Below are 22583 nucleotides of genomic sequence, written 5' to 3' on the forward strand. Positions count from 1 at the left end.
GCGGGCCCTGGAGCGTCACACGGGTGTGGTGCCCGTCCCGGGACCAGGCCTTCGTCACATCCCGCTTGCCATGGAGTGCGCTCGAAGTCATAGCGTCGAGGATGCAACGGCGCACGAAGCCGTCTCAGCGTCCCGCTCCTCATGGGATGCCGGGTGACGGCATCTGCGCCTGGATGGACGGGAGGCTCGGTGTCGCCCGAAGGACGATCAAGCGTGCAGGGAAGGCTGAGACACGACATGCGGAAGCGTAGTCTGCGGGAATTGCAGGTATCGGCCATCGGCCTGGGGTGCATGGGCATGTCCGCCTTCTACGGAACGGCCGATGAGGAGGAGGGCGTCGCGACGATCCGGCACGCCCTCGATCTCGGGGTGAACTTCCTCGACACCGCGCAGATGTATGGCCCGCTCACCAACGAGTCCCTCGTCGGCGAGGCGATTCGGGGGCGCCGCGACGAGTATGTGATCGCGACGAAGTTCAACTACCGGATGGATGACGCTGTACCGGGCGACATCAGCACGGTCGGCCCGCAGGACGGCTCGGCCGAACACGTCCGCGGTTCCGTCCACGGCTCGCTGAAGCGGCTGGGCACCGACCACATCGACCTGTACTACCAGCACAGGGTCGACCCGAACGTGCCCATCGAGGAGACGGTCGGCGCGCTGGGCGAACTGGTCGCCGAGGGCAAGGTGCGCTACATCGGGCTGAGCGAGGCGAGCGCCCAGACCATCCGGCGTGCGCACGCCGTGCACCCGGTCACGGCCGTGCAGAGCGAGTACTCGCTGTGGTCGCGGGACGTGGAGGCCGAAGTGCTGCCGGCCTGCAGGGAACTGGGGATCGGCTTCGTACCGTATTCGCCCCTCGGCCGCGGCTTCCTCGCCGGGCGGTTCACCTCGCCGGACGACTTGGACGCCAACGACTGGCGCCGTCAGAACCCGCGCTTCCAGGACGCCAATCTGGAGGCGAACCTGCGGCTGGCGGCGAAGGTGAAGGAGATCGCCGCCGAGAAGGATGTGACACCGGCTCAGCTGGCCATCGCGTGGGTGCTGGCCCAGGGCGAGGACCTTGTGCCGATCCCGGGCACCAAGCGCCGCACCTACCTGGAGCAGAACGCCGCCGCCGTCGACATCGACTTGACGAAGGACGACCTGGCCCGCATCGATGCGGAGCTGCCCGAGGCGGCCGGTGAGCGGTACGACGAGGCAGGGATGCGGTCCGTCAACCGGTAGGCGGAGGGGGCGCACACACCACACGGGGGCTCCGCAGGGAACGCGGCCGGGGGCATCGATCTCCCGACCGCCGTAGGAGGCGTCGCTGGTCGCGGTCGCCGCACGCTCCACCTGCAGCAAGGCCGACCAGGACCCCGTCCAATGGCTCCTGCCGGCCGCCGACGTGCACCCGCTACGCCGTGGAGTGGGTGGCCCCCAAGCTGCGCTGGCACCTGACCGCGGACGAGGCCGCGCTGACCGCCCTGCGGGAGCCGGCCGGCGACTGCCCGCTGCAGACTGTCGACCACGAGCCGGCCGTGGAGGCAGAGGCGTCAGCGCTGTGCGGTGAGTTCGTGGCGCACCACGAGGTAGTAGCGCAGCCGCACACCGGGCACGCCCGGCACCCGCGTCGTACGGTCCGCCGTCGCCGTCGCCGTCGCCGTCGCCGTCGCCGTCGCCGTCGCCGTCGCCCGGCGCTCGGCGCTCGGCGAGTATGTCCTGTGTGACGAAAGGGGTCTGGTCGTCGCCTGCCGCAACCTCGACGACGGCCAGGCTCTGCTGCGCCACTTGGGCTTCGCTGATCGGCTTCATACCCGGCATGCCAGGTCCCCTTCTGCGCAGGTTCCCGCTCGCCGAGGCGCTTCACTCGACCGAGTACCCGAAGCCGACGGTGAGTGCCAGGCCTGTGCGCTCTTTGTGGTTGGCGTCAGGGCGCGTCGGGTGCACTCTCCTGGGCGGGTTCCTTGGATGCCCGGTGATCCGGACCGGCGACGGGGGCGGCGGCATGCAGCGCGGCTTCGACTTGGCGGTTGCTGGAGGGCGAGGGCGGTCTCCACGGCGAGGAAGGCGATGTTCCCGACCGCCGGGCGCAGCGCGAGCCCGAGCAGCAGCCGGTCCCGGAAGACGTACGAGGCCCCGGCCCGCGCCCGGACAAGCAGCGACTCGCGCATCTCGGGCCGGGGCCGGGGGAGGGCGGGGAAGGGACCGTACGAGCAGCGCGGACATCGTGAACGACACTGCGTCGGCGAGCAGCGGAACCGCCCACTGTCCGCGCGGGCAGGGTCGCGGCGCCAGCCGGTGGGGGAGGAGCTGTTGTCGAGGGGCTGCAGAAGCTGGACCTGGTCGTTGCGGGGCTGCTGCCCGTCGGCGGCCGCGCGAGCGGCGACGGTGAAGTGCGCGCCGACGAATGCGTCCTGGAGGTTCTCGGCTGTGTGCGGCTGCTCCCTTCGGCTCGGCTGCGCAGCCGGAGCTCAGTTCGGCCGCTCGTACTCGTCGACCGAACCGTCCCCGTTGTCGTCGAACATGTAGTCGTATTCGTCGCCGTAGCTGTCCCGGTAGCGCATACACGTGCCCTGGGCGCGCAGCTCGGGCTCGCCGTCGTAGTACCCGAGGTGGAGGGTGATCCGGATGCCGTTGTCGAGGGTGGCGGCGATGCCGTTGTCGACCTTCTCGACGGTACGGCCGTCTTCGCGCCAGGTGTTGCGGAGGGACGCAAGGGCCGCGCGGTAGTCGTCGTCGCTGGCGAAGTCCAGGTCCCAGGTGAAGATTGGCTCGTCCCGGCTGACGCCGGTGTCGTCGAAGCCGAAGTCGTCCACGCATGAGGAGCTGTCCTGCCGGGAGGCGTACGGCTCCTTGGCGGGTGCCGGGGACAGCGCGCGGTAGACGTCCTCGCCGGCCCGGGTGGTGGCGCGGACATGGTCACGGAAGGCCTCGGTGCTGCGCACGGGTCCGCCCTGTATCGCTTCGCACCCCTTGGCTGTCAGCCCGAAGAGTGCCACCAGGGTGACGCCGAGCACGGGGACCATGATCTTGGGCTTCATGCCGTTGATCAAAGCCGCCGCGGCGCGACGCGCGGCAGCGCTCTGCTACTCAGTCGCCTACTCAGTCGGTCTGAGCAGCGGCGCTCAGAGCGGTCGTTGCGCGGGACGGACAGCCCGGGACGGCAGTAGCGTCAGTGGCGGGGGAGGGGTACGTACGGGCACGAGAGGGCCCCGATCGTCTACAGGACGAGGGCGCGGTGGGCGGTGGGCGGTGTGCGCACCGGCGGTCCGGGCCGGACGGTCTGCTACCGGGTGCGACGCGGGCCCCGACGGTTGGCGGGCTCGCCCACTGGTCCGTGCGGCATGAACGCTCGGCGGAGCGCTGACAGGTGGGACCGCCGGCCGGGGTGGGCTTCGCTCCGGGTGGGTGTCATGCCGTCCTCTCTGTCCGGCTCAGGCACGCGAGGAGGGATGCCGGTGGGGGCTTTGCGCGCCCAGTGGAACCCTGAACGCGGATCAGGTAGCGCTGTCCGGTGGGACCGTGCCATGGAGGTCGAGTGTGTGGCGTCAGGGGCGCAGGACCAGTTTCCCCTTGGTACGGCGACCCAGCAGGTCCTCGTGCGCGTCGCGGGCACGTGCCAGGTCGTACTCCGCGCCGACCAGGGGCCGCAGGCGACCGCGTGCCGTGAGGTCGAGCAGTTGCGACAGTTCCGCACCGGCGGTGCCGTTCCTGGCGATGAGCGGGATGACCCAGAAGCCGGCGACGGTGATGCTGTCCACCGCCAGCCGGCTCGGCGCGATCGCGGAGGCTGTCCGCCGGGACGAGGCGCCGTAGGTCACCAGCCGGCCGAGGGGCCCGAGGGTGTCCAGGGCGGCGTCGAGGACGGGACCGCCGATGGCGTCCAGGACGATGTCGGCCGGGCGTCCGTGGTTGGCGTCGAGAACCCGCTCCCGATAGCCGGCCGCATCGCCGTCGATGGCCGCGTCCGCGCCGAGTTCGAGAGCAAGGGCGCGCTTCTGCGCGGACGACACCGTGGCGATGATCCGTCCTGCCCCGAACTCCCGGGCCTTTCCGCCACCTGCGCATCCGCTGGGAGAGACGCGACGACATCCACGAAGCCTTCCTCGGCCTCGCCACCTGCCTCATCACCCACCGCCACGCCCAACGCCTTTGTTGGGACCTCTAAGGGAAGACGTCCCGCATCCTGCGGGGAAAGCAGGTGCAAGCCCTGCCCGACGCCCCACTTCGTCCCGTACTGCCCGGCAGGTACGGGACCTTTTCGCATCCCTGGCCTGATATGCCGCTGGCTCCGGGCCCCCGGGCGCCAGGGCACGCCACCCCCGGGCACCGCGGAGCCCAGCCGAGCGGCTGCGCCACCTCCAGGATGCGTTCGCCAAAGCGGCCGATGACTCCCGCGCGCGGATCGTCAGTCATGGGCTGAGGCGGGCTGCGCAGCAAGGCCGGGCTTGGGGCGGGGCGGGGTGGCTTTGAGGCCAAACAGGCCTGTGGGCCCCGGGAGCTCCCGGGGCCCACAGGCCGGCTGCTGTGTGGTCCATTACCAGCGGTACCAGCGGCCCTTGCGGCCTCCTGTGTCCGCACTGCGCAGCACGAAGCCCAGCAGCCAGACGACCAGCACGATGACGGCGATCCACCACAGTGCCTTCAGCGCGAAGCCCGCGCCGAAGAGGATCAGGGCCAGAAGCAGGACGAGAAGCAGGGGAACCATAGTTATCAACCTCCGCTGCTCCTCGTGCCCGGCGATTCGAAGAACACGCTGCCGTTCTGCCTGGTTTCTTCACTGCTCTTGCGGGAACTGGGCTCAGTTTCGTCACCGGCGTTCACCTCGCGGTTGGGCGCTGCCCGGCGTGTCCGTCGCCGCCACCCGCAGCCACGCCGTCACCTTCCTCGATCAGCCACGCCGACTGTCACGTGCCCGCGAGTGCTTAATGAGAGGGACGTGACCCGGCTGGTGGTCGGCGTGCTGGTCGCCACGCCCGCGAGTGCGCTCCCGGTCCTGTCCTGCTGGAACTGCGCGTCACCGCCCACGCCGTGGATGCTGTCGCGTGGGGCAGCGGCCCCACGGTGCCCGCTGCCCGGGTCGCCGATCCCGGCAGGATCGCCCAGCACGGCCCGGAAATCGTCAGGGCCGTCACCGAGGACCTGTTCACCGAGCAGGAGCCGGTCGGTAGGCGCAGCACGGCCCGCATCGCCCGACGACCCCAGCGGGCACGCCACCAGTCGCCGCCCACCGACGGTAGCCAGCACGCTGCCCTTCCGGCCCCACCGCCCTGCCGCGACGGCACCACGGGTCTCAAGGCGCGGGCGGCCCTGACATCCCTCGGGGCCTGGCCGGGGATGCGCGGTTCACCGGCGAGACCGCGACATCTGCGTCACGCGTGCGCCGACCGGTCTCCGGCTGGCCCTGCGCCTCTGAGGGTTCCTTCGGGTGCCGCTCTCCATCGCCGATCAAGACCACGCTCTTCACCCGAGCAAGAAAATCTATCGTGACCGGAGTAGACATTGGTCAGTGGTGTGGTTATGGTTTCTCTCGTAACTCAGAGAGACCGCAGGGCCCGGCAGACACGAACTGCCGGGGAGAAGTACCGCAGTTGCAGTGCGCAGGACGGTGCGGTGGTGGAGTTCCGAAGCCAGGGTTGTTGCAGGACGGCGACGGGACTGACGACCGGACCGGGTGGCCCGCAGTGTTCAGGGGCCGCCGTGAGCAGTACTCAGCAGTGAAGTCAGTGAGCAGTACCTCGGTGAAGGCGTCGGCTGCGGGCGCGCGCACCGGGAGGTTCGGCAGTGGGGTTCCAAGCCGGAGCAGACGCAGGACGGGCGACGGGGCTGGCTGCCGAAGAGTGGCGCTGTAGCAGGCCACCAGCAGTTCGCATCACCAGCAGTACGCGATAGAGCAGTACCAGCAATGAGGGAATGAACGGAGGAAGTGGACGCCATCAGGATCGCCCGGGCGGCTTTTCGAGTCCGGGTACCGCAGGACATCGATAGTGAGGTGGTCTCCGGTCAAGCAACCGCGATCCCAGCATCCCCGGCAGCATTCCGGTCGGGTGTGCGGTGACAGAAGGCCGGCGCAGTAGTAGGGCCGGCAGATGGTGTAGCAGTTCCTTCGGGCCCTGGCGCCGTACGGCGCCAGGGCCCTCCACACGTTCCACAGAGAGGTCAGATGACAGCAGACGATTCCTTCGGGCGTCTCGACGACGACGACTACCCCGCCTACACCATGGGACGGGCCGCCGAGCTGCTCGGCACCACCCAGGGCTTCCTCCGCGCCATCGGCGACGCCCGCCTCATCACGCCGCTGCGCTCCGCAGGCGGACACCGCCGCTACTCCCGCTACCAGCTACGCATCGCCGCCCGCGCCCGCGAACTCGTCGATCAGGGCACCCCCATCGAGGCCGCCTGCCGCATCATCATCCTCGAAGACCAGCTCGAGGAAGCCCGGTGCCTCAACGCCGAATACCGCCGCGCCGCAGCCCGACACACGGCCGACGTCTGACCCGCACTCCACGACGCGCCGGACCGCAATTCCTCGCCGATTCAGAATATGAGCGCATGATCGCCGAAGACCCTCAGCCGTCGGCACGCAGACGGGAACCCCAGGCACCCGACGCCCTTCGCACCCCGGCGGCAGATGCGCCTGCCGGCGCGACCGGCCGGCTGATCGGTGGGCAGATGGCCGCCGGCCTGGAAGACGGGGTGCAGCGCGCGGCGGCTGCGCTGAAGCCGAGGATGCGCGGCTGGCTGCACGCCGGCGTGTTCCCCCTCGCGCTGGTCGGCGGAATCGTGCTGACCGCCGTTTCGCGCTCGGCTGCGGCGGTGGCGGCGTGTTCGGTGTACGCGGTGTCGGCATGCCTGCTGTTCGGTACCAGCGCGATCTACCACCGCGGAACGTGGGGCTTGCGCGGCGAGGCGGTCCTGCGGCGGCTCGACCACGCGAACATCTTCCTGATCATCGCCGGCACCTACACCCCGCTGGCGGTACTGCTGCTGCCCACCGGACAGCAGCGGGTGCTGTTGGCCGTGGTGTGGGCGGGCGCGCTGGTCGGCATAGCCTTCCGCATCCTGTGGATCGGGGCTCCCCGATGGCTGTACACGCCGTGCTACATCGCTCTGGGCTGGGTGGCCGTCTTCTACCTGCCCGACTTCGCGCGCACCGGCGGCGCCGCGGTTGTCGCACTCGTCATCGTCGGCGGTGTGCTCTACACCGCGGGTGCCGTCGTCTACGCACTCAAGCGCCCCGACCCCTCACCGGCCTGGTTCGGCTTCCACGAGGTCTTCCACGCCCTCACCATCGCCGCCTTCACCACGCACTACACAGCCATCCTCCTCGCGGCCACATGACGATGCCGTGAGCGGGCAGAAGTCGGGTCCGGTGATGCACGTGACCTGTCCGGTACCCGGCTCGGCACAGGTCTTCCGCGCCTTTCGGGGCGAAGTCCTTACATCATCGAGTAACGAAGGAGTCGCTGTGACTGTGAGAGGGCCGGACGGCGAGCGGGCCGCTCGTGCTCCCGGAGGCAGGAGTCGTCGGAGCCGGGCGAGGGCTTTGGCGGGGACGCTGGAGGCGGCGGAGGCCGCGGCGCCCGTGGAATCGCTCGACGTGGTCGCAACGATGCTCGTAGAGCATCTCGGGGCCGCGTCGGTGTCGTTCCTGATCACCGACTTCACTGGCAGCTCGGTCGTACGGCTGGGGGCGGCGGGCAGCGTCGATACCGGTGAGCCAGCCCGGCGGATCATGCTGCGGGGCACCCTGTACGACGATGTGATCCGCACCCAGCGGCCGAGCGTGGAGGACAAGGGCGAGGGTGCGCTGGTCCGGATCGTCGCCCCGGTGACCAACCGCGGGGATGCCGTCGGGCTCCTCGAACTGTTCCTGCCGGAGGCGCCCGACGCGGAGGCGATGCGGGAGATCGGCGAGACCGCGCACGCGTTGGCGTACATCGTCATCGCGAACCGGTCCTTCACCGACGTGTACCAGTGGGGCCGCCGCACAAAGCCGCTGAGCCTGGCCGCGGAGATCCAGCACCGGTTGCTCCCGGCTTCGCTGGCGTGCGAGGCGGCGCAGTTCGCGGTGGCCGGGGCGCTGGAGCCGGCCGACCACGTCGGAGGTGACACCTTCGACTATGTGATCGACCGGGACACGGTCCAGCTTTCCGTCACCGATGCCATGGGGCATGATGTCGAGGCCGCGCTGCTGGCCACGCTTGCGGTGGGCGCCCTGCGCCGGGCACGTCGGGCCGGTGGCGACCTCGCCGAGCAGGCCCGCCAGGCCGACCAGGCCATGCGCGAGCACGGCCACCAGGGCTACGTCACCGGCCAGCTCCTGCGCATCAGTCTGATCGACGGCAAGACCGAGTTCATCAACGCCGGGCACCCCTGGCCGCTGCGGATGCGGGATGGCCAGGTGCGGCAGATCACTCCGAAGATCGACCTGCCGTTCGGTTTCTCCGTCCCGCACACCTATCGGGTCCAGTCGTTTGACCTGCGGCCGGGCGACCGGTTGGTGATGCTGACCGACGGCATGCTGGAGGGTAACGCCAACAGCGTCGATCTGTCCGACCTGATCGTGCACACCCGCGATCTGCACCCTCGCGAGGCCGCCCGCACCCTCATCGCCGCGGTCGTCGACGCCAACGACGGCCACCTGCAGGACGACGCGACCGTCATGTGCCTGGACTGGCATGGCACCAGCCATTCCCAGCGGGACGCCGCCACGGGCGCCGACCTCACCGACGCCTCACACGCGGTGGGCGATGCCGGCCTCATACCTGGTGGTGCTCAACGCCCTGCACGGTGAACAGAAGCGTCCTGAGGAGCAACTGCCCGGCAGAGCCTGTTTCGCGTGCCGTGCGGCTCGCGCCCCGCCGCAAGGTTGGCCCCGCGCATGGTGGGATTGACGGAGAAGGGCCGGCCCGGCCTGGGGCGTCAGCGACACGAATCCGTCTGCGGACGATGCTCTGGGGCGTAGCCAGGGCGGGTGTGGCCCCGGGGGAGGGCGGAGTAGGGCGTCCGGGGCGGGGCACTCGGGCGGTGGGTTGTTGTGCTGGTCCTGCGGTCTCCAGGGGAGACGATGGGGAGGGAGTTGTGGGCGGTCCGTCGGTCGAGGTGAGCGCCTCCGGCTGGTGCTTGGTGGCGCGGGTCAGCGGCGAGATGGACTACGTGAGCGGCCCGTCGTTCGGCGCGGAGTTCCTGGAACTGACGGCGCGGTCTGAGCGCTTGATCGTGCTGGAGTTGTCCGGCGTTTCGTTCTGCGACTCAGCCGGGCTGAACGTCCTGCTCCAGGCATGGCGGCAGGCGGATTCGCGCGGCACTGTCGTCGTGCTGGCGAATGTGTCCAGGCCGGTGCGGCGCGTGTTGCAGATGACCGGGGTGGATCAGCTATTGAGGGTCTATGACACCGCTGGCGATGCAGAAGGCGATTTCGGATGCTGAGTCTGCTCAGAGCCGCGGGGCCGGTGATATGAGCAGGCGGTGTGCCGACGCGGCGATCCGTGTGCGACGGCTGTGGCTTTGTATCTGACGTCCGACACCGTCCGACCTCCGCTGAACGCGCCCGCTCCAGGGCTGGTCCCAGGGTCGCCGCCTTCGGCGAGGCACCGGTGAGCGACACCTGCACCGTGCTCGCCCGCACGGCTTGGCCGACGCCGGACTCTCCTTGGACCGAGCCCCCACGAAGCGCTCGACACCGCTGCCCTCGTGTGACGCGTGCGGGCCGGGCCAGGGCGTAGGCGCCGGTGCCGAGCGTCGCGGCCGGCGCCCTGGTCGCGGTGAGCGGACGGGCCGCACGGTCGGGGGTGCCGAGGACGTAGAACTCCCGCCGACGCGGCGGTCGGCGGCCGGACGGTGCAGGGCAACGGGCGGCCGCCGAACACCCGACGCGCACCGGTGGCACGAACATCAATGTGGAATCGCCTCGCGCCACCCCGAGGGGCGATCAGTGACGGAAGCTGTCCTTCGCGCCCTCCTTGGCCGCTCGGGCCTTGCCCCGTGCCTCCAGTGCGGCGCCTTTGGCGGCGGTGGTGTCCTTGCCCATCGCGTGAGCCAGCTTCCTGACAGCCTTCCCTACAACCTGCTCGGTCGTGGCCTTGGCCTTCTCCCCGGTACTCATGTCAGTCCCTTCATCGACGCATCTATGATGCGCCTGCCCTTGACGCCAGGGTGGAAACGGGGCGCCCGCTTTCGAAGAGTGGTTTGTACCTTCGGCGACGACACGGAGCGGGTGCACGAGCTAGCGGTCCCCGCGGGCTCCTGTCCGGCTGACAGGCCGGCGTACTGCTCCGGTCGCCCGAGTGCGGCTATGGCTGGAGCCTCGGAACCAGAGCGGACCCTGGGGCGGCTCAGTCGGGAAAGGCTCGCACGGGACTCGGCAGGCTTGGACCGTCTCCCGGCGAGCGTTCGCCTCGGGAAGTCCGTCACGGCGCCCATCGCGTCGACCAGAACCAGACCGGAGTCTGCGGCGGCGCCGGACTGTTCGACGCCCCCGACGCCGCTCAGACCGACGGCGGCGGCTGCTGCGCGCCCGGGCCGCAGCTCGTCAAGCTCGGTGCCCCCGCAGCGGTCGGGGCGGCTACCGAGGAGGCTTCGGCGGGCGGCTGCTGAGGCTCGTGACCGACCTGGGCACCCCCACGCGCGGGGCCACGACCGGAGCAGGGGACCGGTCGCGGCCCCGCGCCGCCCTGCCCGCCCTCTGCGCCACGCAGATCGTGAGCTGGGGCCTCTCTACTCCGCCTTCCCTGTCCTCAACCCCCGGATCACCCACGCGACCGGCTGGCCGCCAGGGGCAAGCGCCGCGGCGTTCTCGCTCGCTCTCGTCGTCTCCGCCCTCGCCGGGATCCACGTCGGGCGCATCCTCGACCGGCGCGACCCGCGCACCATCATGACCACAGGGTCCGAGCTCGGCGTAGTCACCCTGCTGATCGTGGCCGCAGCCCCGAACCTGCCGGTCCTCATCGCCGGTTGGGCGCTGGCCGGGATCGCGGTGGCGGCCACCTTCTACCAGCCCGCGTTCGCCGCCTTGACCCGCTGGTGGGCCCCCGACCACGTCCGCGCCCTCACCATCGTCACCCTCGCCGGCGGCCTCGCCTCACCCGTCTTCGCACCCCTGACCGCGGCCCTCGCCGACCATCTTTCTCGGCGCCACACCTACCTCGTGCTCGCCGGCATCCTCGCCACCGTCACCATCTCCGCCCACGCCCTGGCCCTGCGCGCACCCTGGCCCGACGCCCCAGCGAGCCCTGCACACACGACCGAAGGCGCTGCGGCGTCGGGCGCAGCCGGCCGTTCCTCCTGCTCGCCGCCACCAAATCAGCCCGCATCGACCGGCACGGTCAAAACCACCCGCGCATCGCCCAGGCGCCCCCCCCGCACCGCCGCCGCCTCCAGCGCGCCGACCGCCCAGGCATGCACCTACCCGGTCGGAGTCAACGCGGCATCCGCAAACGCCCCAGATGCGCCAGCATCTGATGTTCCAGCGGATCCCCCGAACGGGGGAGCATGCCCGTCATCCAGCACTTGCGGGCGGACGCCGTGCAGCAGACGCGGGAACGGTTCGCCCGGCACTGACCCGGCTTCCGGGTTGCCCTGCGGCCTGCGGGACCCGCCTGTCCGCGGGGGACAGGCGGGCCCTCGGAGGGGGAACGTGTGTCAGGCGGTGGTGCAGGCGGTGCCGTTCAGGGTGAAGCCGGAGGGCTTGGCGAAGGCGCCGCTCGAGGTGCCCTGGAACCCGAAGGTCACCTGACCGCCGGCCGCCACCTCTGCGTTGTGGGCCACATTGCTCGCGCTGACGGCTCCCGACGACCCGGACAGGTTTGTGTTCCAGGCGTTGGTGATCTGCTGACCGGACGGAAGGGTGAACGCGAGCTTCCAGCCACTGACGCGGGAGGAGCCGGTGTTGGTGATGGTGACATCGGCGGTGAAACCGCCCTGCCAGGCGTTCGCTCCGTACGTCACCTTGCAGGCCGTGGAACCTCCCGGGGTGCCGGGGTCGCCGGGGTTGCCCGGGCCAGGGCCGCCCGGGTCACCGGAAGAGCCCGTGTTGACGGTGGAGGAGAACGAGTTCACGGCGAGGCCCGCACCGTTCTGCCAGGGCTCGAATCCCGCCTGAACACTCGTCAGGTACCAGTTGTTCTGCGCGAGCCCCCGTGCGACGGCGTGCCGGGCGAAGTCCATGACGTCGAAGTTCCAGCTGGTGATCGCCGACGGTGCGACGAACGACAGCACGTCGTTCGAGCCGTTGCTGCCGGACCAGACCTGCCACTCGCGCCCGGCCACGCTGGCGGAGCCCACCGGGGAGCCGATGGGCTGGACGGCTCCGACCTTGTTGAACCAGAGCATGATCTCGGTACGGTTCACGCCGTCGGTACGGGGTGTTGGGTCGAGCCAGATGTCGTACGAGGCGTTGTACGCCGCGTTGTTCACGTAGGTGTAGGAGATGCTCGAGGGCGCGGATGAGATGGTGCTGAGCTGAGCGGGGAGCTTGGTTCCGGGCGAGCAGTTGGTGTAGTGGCAGCCGTTGTAGACGGACGGGTAGGACTTCGGAGCGCCGTTCGTCGGGACGGAGCCGTCGGCCTGGGTGATCCTGAACCCCGAGTCGTTGACGGCGATGCACTGGGTGGCGCTGGTGCCCCAGCGGTTGTTCTGGACCACGTAGCGGCCCTGGATGGTCGTCGAACCGAACGGTTGGCAGATCGTGGTGTCGGCCCGCGCCACCGAGGATGCGGTCAGTAACGCGGCGAGCGAGACGAGCGAGGTGAGCAGCGCGCCGAGCAGGCCACGCGCGCTGTGGGCATGGTGGGGTGAAGGACGCATGCGGATCCTCTTCGGGGAGGGGTGGGGGTAACGGAAGTGCTTCCCGGGAACGTGCGAGTGGGAGCGCTCCCAATTCTGGGGAACGGCACGGACTGTAGGGATGCTTCAGGTCCCTGACAAGACTGTCGGCATGAACCTGTCGTCACCGATTCCGGAACCGCAGGTCAGGCGAGGGCATCGAGATGCAGCGCGCCGACTCCACGGCGGTTCCTGGAACTTGGCCGGCGAAACGTCAGGTCGAGTCGCGGACCACCAGCTCCGTACGGAGGATGACGTGACGCCAGGCGACGGCGCCCTCCTCCATCTCCTCCAGGAGGAGCCGGACCATGGCCCGTCCGATCTCCTCGATCGGCTGGCGAACCGTGGTCAGTCGTGGTTCGGTCCGCTGAGCCAGCGGAAAGTCGTCGAAGCCGATCACGGCGACATCCTCCGGCACCCGGCGCCCGGCCGCGCGCAGCGCCTCCAGAGCTCCTGCGGCGGTGGTGTCCGACGCGGCGACCACGCCGTCGATGTCCGGATGGCGTTCGATGAGCTCGGCCATGGCGCGGCGTCCGCTCTCCGCCGTGAAGTCGCTCTCGGCGACGCGGGTCCGCTCGCCCTCCAGGCCCGCCGACGCCAGAGCCTCCTGGTAGCCGCGCAGCCGGCACTGGGCGGCGTACAGGTCGAGCGGCCCGGTGATGGTGGCTATGACCCTGCGGCCCCGTTGCAGAAGATGGGAGACGGCGCTGCGGGCTCCGCCGATGTTGTCCGCGTCGACGTAGCTGACGTACTCGTCGCCCGAGCGGCGCCCCAGCAGCACGGTCGGCATCCGGGCCTCGGCGAGCATGTCCGGCAGCGGATCGCCGGCGTGCACGGACATCAGCAGGACACCGTCGACCCGGCCGCCGCGGGCGTACTCGAGGAAGCGCTGCCGCTCGGCGTCGGAGCGGACCAAGGTGAGCAGCAGCTGTATTCCGGTGTCCGTCAGCGCGTCCCCGAGCGAGCTGACGATCTCGGAGAAGAACGGCTCGGCGAACTGCCGCCAGTCCGGCTCCGTCATGACCAGGGCGACGGCGTCGGCCCGCCGCCCGGCCAGGGAACGGGCCGCGAGGTTGGGCACGTAGCCCAGTTCCTCGATAGCCCGCTGTACGGTGCGGCGGGTCGACTCCTTCACGCCCGCCGCGTTGTTGATGACGCGGGAGACCGTGCCCCGACCCACCCGAGCCCGGGCGGCCACCTCCTCCAGCGTCGGTGTCCCAGGGCGTCGCCTGCCCATGACCACCTCCCCCACGAGATCACCGATCTTACCGGCCGGAGGCAATCGAGCACATGACTTCGGCAACGGCACCGGGTCAGGCGGTCGCGCCGCGCCCCAGGGTTGGGAGCGCTCCCGACTTGGTGGGGAGGTATTCGGTCTGTCGCGCTGGTGGTCGACGGTGCAACTCGCTTCTCAGGGCTCTGCGGATCGTGTTTGCGGGGGGAAACACCGTGCCGTTCGTCGGGTGGCGTGCAAGCGCCGGAAGAGACCCGGACCGGGCGGCCCCTGGGAGGGTGGGGCCGCCCGGCGGGGTGACCCCGTCGCCTTGTGACGGGGTCGCGTACGCGGATCGCCGGCGGGGGCTACTCGAGGAGTTCCGCGTACGAGCCCATGGCCAGGGCGATGTCCGCCTGGGCCCAGAACCGGTGGTAGGTGAAGACGGGCGCGGCGCCGCCCTTGAGGTAGGCCTCGATCTTCGACCAGGCCGGGTCGTTCTTGTAGAAGGACCGGATCGAGGAGAACGTCGAGGACGAGTCGATGGTCTCGCCGTTCGGCATCTTGCCGGTCCAGCCGCTCGGCACGTAGAGCTTGTCGTCGAAGCGGCTGTAATCGGTGCGGGTCTCGGGGACAGCGATGCCGAGGCCGTCCTGGTGGTGGTCCCACATTCCGTCCAGCAGCGCCTTCGCCGTCGACTTCGCCTTCGCGTCACCGGACTTGGCCCCGTAGTACGTCAGGGTCTTGGCGTACGCGGCCGCCACGCCGACGTCGTTGGTGTAGTCCGCGACGGTGACGTGAAGTCCGCTGTTCGCGCCGGGACTTGACGCGTTCCAGGTGTCGGGCTGGCCCGACCACTGGAGCGTGGAGGGAATCTGGTAGGTGCCGTCGGGATTGATCGTGGTCTTGGACAGCGCCCACTTGACCCACTTGTCGAGGATCGCCTTCGCGGAGGCGTCCCCCGTCTGCTGGTAGTACTCGGCGACCCGCTCCATCGACCATGCCTGGAAGCCGAACCACTGGTTGGACGGCGGGTCGTGGTAGACGGGCTTCTCGTCGTAGTACATGCCGTGGAACGTCGACTTGCCGGCGGGCGGGGTCGCGTAGCGGCCCGCCCAGCTGTTGGTCGAGCCGCCGGCGATGGCGCCCTCGCTCGACTGCAGCCAGCGGTAGAACTCCATCTGCCGCTGAAGTGACTTGCTCCAGTCGGCCACGCCGGTGGAGGACTTGGGCTTCAGGTCGGCGTGGGAGCTGAGCGCGTATGCGGCCAGCGGGTTCTGATAGCCGCTGTGCGCGAAGCTGGATCCGATCCGCCAGGCCCAGCCCCCGCTGGTGTCGGTGGAGCCGCCCCAGGCGTAGTACCACGACATCAGATAGTGCGAGGCGTCCTTGCCGGTGCCGGCCGGGCAGGTCGAGGGGCCGACGCAGTTGCCGATCTTCTTGAAGTACTTGTCGTACATGGAGTAGCGCAGGTAGTCGCCCATCTTGGCCGCCTTGGCGACCGTGCCCGACACGGCCGAGCCCTTGCCCTGCTGCTTCGCCCACAGGTCCGCCCAGTAGGCGGCCTGCACGGCGCGCGCGTCGGCGTCCGGGGCGGTGGTGTACTTCCACTGCTTGGCGTACGACTTGTCCCCGGTGAACAGGTCCAGGTAGCCGTTCTTGCCGCCGTACTTGAAGGCGTCGCAGGTCGGCTGCGGCACCGTCTCCCACACCGACTCCTGCGGTCCGCGCTGGAAGGTGTTCATGTACGACGGTCCGGTCTCCGACGGGCCGGCCTCGCACGTGCCGCCCGGGGTGTTGCCGAAGCCGTAGGTGTTGTCGACGTCCTGGATCCAGTGCATGCCGTAGACGTCGTCCGTGTTGTAGGCCGACTTCAGCTCACCGGCGAGCGGGTCCGAACCGGCGGCCACGGACGGGTCGAGCGCCGTCGGATACCGGTCCGGAGTGTCTTCCTCGGGCGCGTAGGTGGCCGGCTTGGAGGCGTTGTAGAAGGAGTTGGTCGGCTGGTCTGCGTGGGTGGGGATCATGTACTTCTCCATGATCTCCCAGGCGCCGTTGAACTTGGTCCAGTCACCGGTGATCTTCCCGTACATGGCCTGGAGCCACAGGAGGTAGCTGTATGCCTCGGACGTGGTCTCGTGGCCGTGGTCCGGGGCCTCGACGATCAGCGTCTCGACCGAGTGGTAGGGGATGCCCTCGGGGGAGAAGTAGCCGTTGGCCGGGTTGGTGATCTTCCCGTAGAGGTCCAGGAACCGGGCGTCGTATCCCTTGGACGCCGCGATCTGGGTGACCGTCACCGCTGCCTTGCCGTGCCCGGGAGCCGTCGACTCGAACGTCGCCGCCCCCGTGCCGGAGTCGTCCGCGGCGACGGTCACCTTCTGGGCGGTGCTCCAGTTCGACGGGGTGAAGATGAGTGACGCGCCGCCCGTGACGGACAGCCCCGAGTTGCCGCCGGTCCGGGCGGTCGTGACGGTCACGTTGGACGACGGCTGGGTCGAGAGCTTCAGGTCGTACGTCGCCGTCTTGCCCTGCTGGACGGCGAGTTGCGTGGTCGAGGCCACCACGGCGGGGCCCGCGGCGACCGTGATGCCGACCGGGGTGGACTCCGCCGAGGCGCCCTGGCTGTCGTAGGCCTTCGCCAGCAGGGAATGACTGCCCACGGTCAAGCCGGAAGCGGAGTGCGTGTAGGGCGCGGTGGTGTCCGTGCCCAGCAGCGTGGTGTCGTCGTAGAACTCCACCTTGCTGATCGTCGCGCCGTCCGCGGCCGCGGCGGTCGCCGCGAGCGGCACGGCGTCACCGCGCGAGTAGACCGCACCGGCGGCCGGGCTGGTCAGCACGGTGATCGGCGGCTGGTGGGCGCCGACGCAACGGGTGCCGTTGACCGCGAAGTCGGTCGGCGCGGTGTTGCTGCCGCTGTAGCTGAACTGTGCTCCCGTGGAGACCGCACCGCCCGCGGTGATGGTGCCGTTGTACGAGGCGTTCTTGACGGTGATGGTCTGCCCGGCCTGGGACCAGCTGCCGTTCCACCCGTTCGCGAGCTTCTGGTTGCCCGAGTAGCCGTAGGTCAGAGTCCAGCCGTCGATCGCGGCGGTGCCTCGGTTGGTGAGGGTGAGGTCGACGGTGAAGCCGGAACCCCAGTCGTTGGCCTTGTAGTCGACGCTGCACTGCACGGACGCCGCGTTCGCGGTGGTCGTGCCGGTGGCGAGCATCGACAGGGGAAGGGCGAAGGCGGCGGCAACGGCAGTCCAGAGCCGTCGTACGGCTCTGCGTTTGCGTCCGGGATCCATGTGCTGTTCCTCCTTGCGTCACGCGGTTCGCGGAGAGGTGCCAAAGCCTGAATCCAGTGGGAGCGCTCCCATCGTGGAGACGGAGACGGGTGCGGTCAAGATGTTGCGGCGTTCAAAGTTCGAACTGGGCCGGTGGGAGCGAAAGTTTCGCAAGGACCCTATGAAACCTCGCCGGTTGGCGCTAACTTCCTCTCCACCAGTGGGAGCGGTTCCATCACTCGACGCGTCCGTAGTGGCGCGCCAAGCTGTAAGGACTCGCTCATGCGACACCCCCCGCATTCAGTACTTTTAGTCAGCGACGGTCCACTTGCGCTCGTCCCGAGCGCGGTCCTGCCGCTGTTCCCGGCCCCGGAGCCACGGCCGAGAGCACGGTGGGACACACCGTCATCATCCGGCGGCACAGCGGCCTCCAGGGTTTTGAGCCGATCGACGACCGTGAAGCCGTCGCCGGACCTGGACCACGCTGCGTCCGACCGGGCCTCGCCGGCCGGCACCTTCGGACACCACCGCACGGCCGTGTGCACCGCGCCGCGACGAAGGGGTCGCCTCCCTTCGCCGGCCCGGGCGTGAAGTGGTCCGACGACCGCGAGCCGCTCCACCCGTGCCGGACCACGAACGCACGGGACTGCTCATGCGGTCCGTCCCCGAACTCGGCCTGCGACGGCACAGCCACCGCCTGAAGCGCCGGGCAGCGCGAGCATCCGCGCGCCCTCCATCCGCAAGGCCCCTCGAGAGAAGGAAGCCCGCACTCATGAGTTACACCAGGACATCCCTGCTCGCCGCCATGGCGCTGGTCGCCGGGACGACGGGGACGGCGTTGCTCGTCGGCCAGGCCGGCGCAGCCACCTCGGCCGTGCCCTGCACCGTCGACTACAAGGTGCAGAGCCAGTGGGACACCGGCTTCACCGCCGCCGTGACCCTCACCAACAACGCGGCAGCCAAGTCGAGTTGGACGGTGAAGTGGTCGTACGCCGGCAACCAGAAGGTCACCAACGGCTGGAACGGGAAGATCACCCAGAACGGCGCGGACGTCACCGTCGCCAACGAGGGCTACAACGGCAACCTCGCGAGCGGCGGCTCGGTGAGCTTCGGTTTCAACGGCGCCTACAGCGGCACCAACAGCGTGCCCGCCACGTTCACGCTCGACGGCGTCACCTGCAACGTCGACGGCGGCGGCCCCACTGATCCGGGACCGACCGACCCGGGGCCGACCGACCCCGGCACCCCGTCCGGCAAGGCCAACAACCCCTACACCGGCGCCAAGGTGTACGTGAACCCCGAGTGGTCCGCCAAGGCCGCCGCCGAGCCGGGTGGCAGCAAGATCGCCAACCAGCCCACCGCCGTCTGGCTCGACAGGATCGCCGCCATCAACGGCGTCAAGGGCGGAATGGGACTGCGCGCCCACCTCGACGAGGCGCTGAAGCAGAAGGGCTCGGGCGAGCTCGTCGTCCAGGTGGTCATCTACGACCTGCCCGGCCGCGACTGCGCCGCCCTTGCCTCCAACGGCGAGCTCGGGCCCAACGACATCGACAAGTACAAGTCCCAGTACATCGACCCCATCGTGTCGATCCTCTCCGAATCCAAGTACGCGGGCCTGCGGATCGCCACCGTCATCGAGCCCGACTCGCTGCCCAACCTGGTCACCAACGCGGGCGGCACCCCCACCACCACCGACGCCTGCGTGACCATGAAGGGCAACGGCAACTACGAGAAGGGCGTCAGCTACGCCCTGGACAAGCTGGGCGCCATCCCCAACGTCTACAACTACATCGACGCCGCCCACCACGGCTGGCTCGGCTGGGACAGCAACCTCGGCCCCGCGGTGCAGCAGTTCCACAAGGTCGCGACGACGAACGGCGCGAGCGTGAAGGACGTGGCCGGCTTCATCGTCAACACCGCGAACTACAGCCCCACCAAGGAGCCGCACTACAAGGTCACCGACACGGTGGGCGGTCAGACCATACGCCAGTCGAAGTGGGTGGACTGGAACCAGTACGTGGACGAGCAGTCCTTCGCCCAGGCGATGCGCGACAAACTCGTCGCGGCCGGGTTCGACTCGGGGCTCGGCATGCTGATCGACACCTCGCGCAACGGCTGGGGCGGCTCCGCCCGGCCCAGCGGCCCCGGACCGCAGACCACCGTCGACGGCTACGTCGACGGCAGCCGTATCGACCGGCGCATCCACGCCGGAAACTGGTGCAACCAGAGCGGAGCGGGCATCGGCGAACGGCCGACCGCGGCTCCGGCCGCCGGCATCGACGCCTACGTGTGGGTCAAGCCGCCGGGGGAGTCGGACGGCAACAGCGCCCCCATCCCGAACGACGAGGGCAAGGGCTTCGACCGGATGTGCGACCCGACGTACGGCGGCAACCCGCGCAACGGCAACAACCCCACGGGCTCCTTGCCGAACTCGCCGCTGGCCGGGCAGTGGTTCTCCGCCCAGTTCCAGCAGTTGGTGCGGAACGCATACCCGCCGCTGTCGTGACGCGCTGACACGGTGAGTGCGCCGGGGTCGGTCCCGCTCGGCAGGGCCGAGGGACTGATCCCGGCGGTTCCCGCGGCGGTGCCGACGACCTGCTGTGCGTGATGTGGGCCCGGTCGCCGAGTCACGTCCGTGGATGGTGTCGGCGACTCAGCGTCCGGCAGCGGCGGGGGCACCGGCCGTCAACACCACGACCTCGGCGAGCGAGGCCATGGAGACGTCACCGGGCGCGGTCATGGTCGGCGCGCCGTGGGCCGTGCCGTAGGCGAGGACGAGCTCCATGCTCGCGCCGATGAGCAGCCCGTAGATCAGCCCGGCGGCGAATCCGTCGCCGGAACCGACGAGGTTCAGGGCGAGCGGGCCCGGCATCCGGAAGACCGGCGACGAAGCCGGCCTGCGCCGACCATGCGGTCGAGGACCAGTTGTTCACCCCGGCCGAGGGCACCTCACGCAGGGTCGTGGCCAGCACCTTGGCCCCGGGCAGCCGAGCCGAGCCGCCAGGTCGGCGGGCGCGTCCGGCACCTCCTCGGCGGCGATGGACGTGGCGTCGGGTCGCTTCCCGGCCAGGCCCAGGGTGCCCATCACCCACGTCGGCCTGCCGGGCGAGGTGCAGGTCGACCTCGCGGGCCCGGTGTCGAAGCCGGTCAGCGCTCCCACCCCAGCTCCGTGTAGACGCGGCCGGCCTGAATGCCCGCGATCGCGGCGCGGGTGTAGGGGACGATCGGCTCAGGCAGGTTCTCGGCGCTCCAGTGGTTTCTCTGGGGTCGGTCTGCCTGTTCGCTCGCCGAGGAGAAGTGTTTCCCCAGGTCAAGTTGACTCATGTGTCGATCTTCTTCTGCAACAGGTGTGGTGGACGGGATCAGAGTCCGACCGGTGAGTGGCCCCAACCGTCGAGGGAGAACGGCTGCTGCTTGGCGATCTGCGCCAGGGCGGCGGCCGTGTAAGGCACTGTGTTGGCGGGTGGGTTTGCCGGGTCGGTCCACAGAAGCTGCGTGCATTTGTGCGGTTCACGGTTGGTCGGCTGGCCTTGCCAGTTGTCTGCAAGGAAGAAGAAGCCGATGCGTGCTTCTTCGTCGCCGTTGCGGTGGTGGACGACGTGCACGAAGTCGAGAGCGGCTTCGCTGAGCTCGACGCCGACTTCCTCGGCGGCCTCGCGGATCGCGCCGGCGATCACGGACTCTCCGCCTTCGAGGTGTCCGCTGGGTGGGCAGAGCTGGCCGTCCGCGTAGCCGGTGTTGGCGCGTTCCATGAGCAGGATGCGTCCGTCGGCTCTGCGTAGAAGCGCGTAGACATCGACGATGCTGCGGTAGCGGCTGGTCATCAGATTCTCCCAGGGGTCTGATTGACGACTGTTCTTGGGTTGTCTCAGGTTCGGTTCACGAGCTCCCGTCCGATCGAGTCGATCTACGGGACTTCGCAGTTTGCGGAAGACGTTTCGAGGTTGGCCAGGGCTGATCGGTGGTTTCGGAGCTTCCGGGGGCGCCCTGCATACTTCCTGGATGAGCACCCCAAGGGCTTCCTGGCACAACACCACGCACGACTGGGCGAGCACCGTCGACCTCGACCATCTCGAGCACATCCGCCAGAACCCAGCTGCCTTCGCCCCCAGCGGCATCCTGCACCTGATCTTCGAAGTCGTCGCCTATGCGGCCGACGAGGCCGAATGCGGCAATGGCGGGCACTGCCGCATCACCCTCTACCCCGACGGCTCCGTAGCCGTCGCAGACGACGGACGGGGCACCGACACGCGCCTCGACGAGCACGGGTGCATCGTGAAGAAGCCGGTCATGGCGACGAAGGACCTCCGATTCTTCGATCACCCCGATGCACCATTCCTGCCCGACACGCACCCTCGTCGGGGCATGTCCGTCGTCGCCGCACTCAGCACGTGGCTCGTCCACACCAACCGCCGCCACAACGGTCCTGGACCCAGCGGTACGAACACGGCGTGCCCACCACCGACCTGCAACCGATCGCCGACGACCACACGACCGGAACCACCGTCCACTTCCTCCCCGAGAGGTCATTGCGTGTGGCAAGCAGCACCACGGCCGACGGCCTGGCACGGCTCACCGAGCCATGGCCACACCTCTCCGTGAAAATTGACGACCGTCGCGCCACGTGAAATGAGCGCTTCTCGGGCAAGGACCTCCCCCGCCCCCGAGCCCCCTGATCAAGATCATTCAAGAACAGCCCTGGTTGATGGTCTTGGTCAGCTCACGGTTCGCGGCCCGTGCGGCGGACAGTTCCTCGTCCTTCTCCTCGAGTTGCAGGCGTAGGTCGACGTTCTGTTGCTCCAGTTCTGTGATGCGGGCCTGCAGCCTGTCGATATCCGCGGGCGGACCGATGCCGGTGCTTTGCGTGGATGTGATGGTGGCGTCGCCGTACTCAATGACGTGGCACGGATTGCGAGCGCAATGGCGATGGTCCCGGGCCCGATGCCCAGATACAGGATCCGGTCCCCCGAGGGGGATTGAGGCGTAGGCGTTGTCGTCCGGAGCAGCGTCCAGGTACTTGCTGCGGTAGCGGACGCGGTGCTCGGCAGTGTCGGCGAACATGTCACGAGGCGAAACAAGCTCTTTTGGTCACGTGGGGATCTCCGTTAGGCCAGCAGTTCCACGCCGCCATCAACCAGGCCCGGTGCCGGCCACCAGATCCGCAACCAGCAGTTGGCCGTCCTGCTCGACGCCGCCCGGGAGGACGTCGGCGCCCCCTCCAGCACACCCGATCAGCGGTTGTAGGCTTGCAGGAGATGCGTGCCTTGTTCGAAGAGGGCAGCAGGGGCTATCTC

General features: G+C 69.4%; 17 protein-coding genes and 7 pseudogenes. 10 read left to right on the top strand and 14 right to left on the bottom strand.

Features of this window, described 5'->3' with window-relative positions; translation table 11 throughout:
• The first annotated feature begins 237 nt into the window (after nucleotides 1-237).
• Entirely contained in the window at nucleotides 238-1227 is a 990-nt protein-coding gene (locus IE153_RS28945) for an aldo/keto reductase (protein WP_189592730.1), read from the top strand.
• A gap of 311 nt (nucleotides 1228-1538) precedes the next feature.
• On the opposite strand, the gene IE153_RS42775 is transcribed toward IE153_RS28945, so the two are convergent.
• From IE153_RS42775 to IE153_RS28955, 5 genes and pseudogenes are all read right to left on the bottom strand, one after another.
• Nucleotides 1539-1610, bottom strand: a complete 72-nt coding sequence (locus tag IE153_RS42775) for a hypothetical protein (RefSeq protein ID WP_368858385.1) — start codon at nucleotides 1608-1610, stop codon at nucleotides 1539-1541.
• 127 nt (nucleotides 1611-1737) lie between these two features.
• Nucleotides 1738-1806, bottom strand: a pseudogene (locus tag IE153_RS41870) (hypothetical protein); the annotation flags it as partial.
• Between the two features lie 215 nt (nucleotides 1807-2021).
• Nucleotides 2022-2287 (bottom strand): annotated as a pseudogene (locus IE153_RS41875) (MFS transporter); the annotation flags it as partial.
• A gap of 169 nt (nucleotides 2288-2456) precedes the next feature.
• Complete coding sequence (locus IE153_RS28950; protein WP_189592731.1) at nucleotides 2457-3026, bottom strand: hypothetical protein; 570 nt, start codon at nucleotides 3024-3026, stop codon at nucleotides 2457-2459.
• A 507-nt stretch (nucleotides 3027-3533) separates the two neighbouring features.
• Nucleotides 3534-4022, bottom strand: a pseudogene (locus tag IE153_RS28955) (zinc-binding dehydrogenase); the annotation flags it as partial.
• A 14-nt stretch (nucleotides 4023-4036) separates the two neighbouring features.
• On the opposite strand from IE153_RS28955, the pseudogene IE153_RS28960 reads away from it, so the two are divergent.
• A pseudogene (locus IE153_RS28960) lies at nucleotides 4037-4153 on the top strand (IS5/IS1182 family transposase); the annotation flags it as partial.
• Nucleotides 4154-4522: 369 nt separating this feature from the next.
• Here the strand turns inward: IE153_RS28960 and IE153_RS28965 are convergent.
• Nucleotides 4523-4693 carry a hypothetical protein gene (locus IE153_RS28965; RefSeq protein ID WP_031106884.1) on the bottom strand — a complete coding sequence of 57 codons (171 nt, stop codon included), beginning with the start codon at nucleotides 4691-4693 and terminating at the stop codon, nucleotides 4523-4525.
• Between the two features lie 1455 nt (nucleotides 4694-6148).
• On the opposite strand from IE153_RS28965, the gene IE153_RS28970 reads away from it, so the two are divergent.
• The 4 genes from IE153_RS28970 (at nucleotide 6149) to IE153_RS28985 (ending at nucleotide 9417) form a co-directional block, all read left to right on the top strand.
• Nucleotides 6149-6481, top strand: coding sequence for a MerR family transcriptional regulator (locus tag IE153_RS28970; RefSeq protein ID WP_189592732.1), 333 nt, complete (start codon nucleotides 6149-6151; stop codon nucleotides 6479-6481).
• Between the two features lie 56 nt (nucleotides 6482-6537).
• Nucleotides 6538-7326 (top strand): PAQR family membrane homeostasis protein TrhA, encoded by a 789-nt coding sequence (trhA, locus tag IE153_RS28975; protein WP_229829231.1) that lies wholly within the window; start codon nucleotides 6538-6540, stop codon nucleotides 7324-7326.
• A gap of 244 nt (nucleotides 7327-7570) precedes the next feature.
• Nucleotides 7571-8782: a PP2C family protein-serine/threonine phosphatase gene (locus IE153_RS28980; RefSeq protein WP_189592733.1), complete on the top strand. Its 1212-nt coding sequence runs from the start codon at nucleotides 7571-7573 to the stop codon at nucleotides 8780-8782.
• 287 nt (nucleotides 8783-9069) lie between these two features.
• On the top strand, nucleotides 9070-9417 hold the full coding sequence (locus IE153_RS28985; protein WP_189592734.1) for an STAS domain-containing protein: 348 nt from the start codon (nucleotides 9070-9072) through the stop codon (nucleotides 9415-9417).
• Between the two features lie 502 nt (nucleotides 9418-9919).
• On the opposite strand, the gene IE153_RS28990 is transcribed toward IE153_RS28985, so the two are convergent.
• Entirely contained in the window at nucleotides 9920-10093 is a 174-nt protein-coding gene (locus tag IE153_RS28990) for a hypothetical protein (protein ID WP_189592735.1), read from the bottom strand.
• A gap of 332 nt (nucleotides 10094-10425) precedes the next feature.
• Here IE153_RS28990 and IE153_RS41880 point away from each other — a divergent pair.
• Nucleotides 10426-10584: pseudogene (locus tag IE153_RS41880) on the top strand (flavoprotein); the annotation flags it as partial.
• 5 nt (nucleotides 10585-10589) lie between these two features.
• Nucleotides 10590-11283, top strand: a pseudogene (locus IE153_RS28995) (MFS transporter); the annotation flags it as partial.
• Nucleotides 11284-11628: 345 nt separating this feature from the next.
• Here IE153_RS28995 and IE153_RS29000 read toward each other — a convergent pair.
• The 3 genes from IE153_RS29000 to IE153_RS29010 form a co-directional block, all read right to left on the bottom strand.
• Nucleotides 11629-12792, bottom strand: coding sequence for a GH12 family glycosyl hydrolase domain-containing protein (locus tag IE153_RS29000; protein ID WP_189592736.1), 1164 nt, complete (start codon nucleotides 12790-12792; stop codon nucleotides 11629-11631).
• A 232-nt stretch (nucleotides 12793-13024) separates the two neighbouring features.
• The gene (locus IE153_RS29005; RefSeq protein WP_189592737.1) at nucleotides 13025-14047 is read right to left on the bottom strand and encodes a LacI family DNA-binding transcriptional regulator; all 1023 of its coding nucleotides are present in this window, start codon (nucleotides 14045-14047) and stop codon (nucleotides 13025-13027) included.
• A 344-nt stretch (nucleotides 14048-14391) separates the two neighbouring features.
• Nucleotides 14392-17310: a glycoside hydrolase family 48 protein gene (locus IE153_RS29010; protein ID WP_189592738.1), complete on the bottom strand. Its 2919-nt coding sequence runs from the start codon at nucleotides 17308-17310 to the stop codon at nucleotides 14392-14394.
• 751 nt (nucleotides 17311-18061) lie between these two features.
• On the opposite strand from IE153_RS29010, the gene IE153_RS29015 reads away from it, so the two are divergent.
• On the top strand, nucleotides 18062-19795 hold the full coding sequence (locus IE153_RS29015; protein WP_189592739.1) for a glycoside hydrolase family 6 protein: 1734 nt from the start codon (nucleotides 18062-18064) through the stop codon (nucleotides 19793-19795).
• A gap of 147 nt (nucleotides 19796-19942) precedes the next feature.
• On the opposite strand, the pseudogene IE153_RS42915 reads toward IE153_RS29015, so the two are convergent.
• From IE153_RS42915 to IE153_RS29030, 3 genes and pseudogenes are all read right to left on the bottom strand, one after another.
• Nucleotides 19943-20423, bottom strand: a pseudogene (locus IE153_RS42915) (carbohydrate kinase family protein); the annotation flags it as partial.
• Nucleotides 20424-20436: 13 nt separating this feature from the next.
• Nucleotides 20437-20613 carry an NUDIX hydrolase gene (locus tag IE153_RS41890; RefSeq protein WP_229829243.1) on the bottom strand — a complete coding sequence of 59 codons (177 nt, stop codon included), beginning with the start codon at nucleotides 20611-20613 and terminating at the stop codon, nucleotides 20437-20439.
• Between the two features lie 38 nt (nucleotides 20614-20651).
• Nucleotides 20652-21113, bottom strand: coding sequence for an NUDIX hydrolase (locus IE153_RS29030; RefSeq protein ID WP_189592741.1), 462 nt, complete (start codon nucleotides 21111-21113; stop codon nucleotides 20652-20654).
• 627 nt (nucleotides 21114-21740) lie between these two features.
• On the opposite strand from IE153_RS29030, the gene IE153_RS41895 reads away from it, so the two are divergent.
• Complete coding sequence (locus IE153_RS41895) at nucleotides 21741-21917, top strand: hypothetical protein (RefSeq protein WP_229829233.1); 177 nt, start codon at nucleotides 21741-21743, stop codon at nucleotides 21915-21917.
• 58 nt (nucleotides 21918-21975) lie between these two features.
• On the opposite strand, the gene IE153_RS29040 is transcribed toward IE153_RS41895, so the two are convergent.
• On the bottom strand, nucleotides 21976-22350 hold the full coding sequence (locus tag IE153_RS29040) for a hypothetical protein (RefSeq protein WP_189592742.1): 375 nt from the start codon (nucleotides 22348-22350) through the stop codon (nucleotides 21976-21978).
• Nucleotides 22351-22583 lie beyond the last annotated feature (233 nt).

This window comes from Streptomyces massasporeus (genome assembly GCF_014648995.1).
Taxonomy (GTDB): domain Bacteria; phylum Actinomycetota; class Actinomycetes; order Streptomycetales; family Streptomycetaceae; genus Streptomyces; species Streptomyces massasporeus.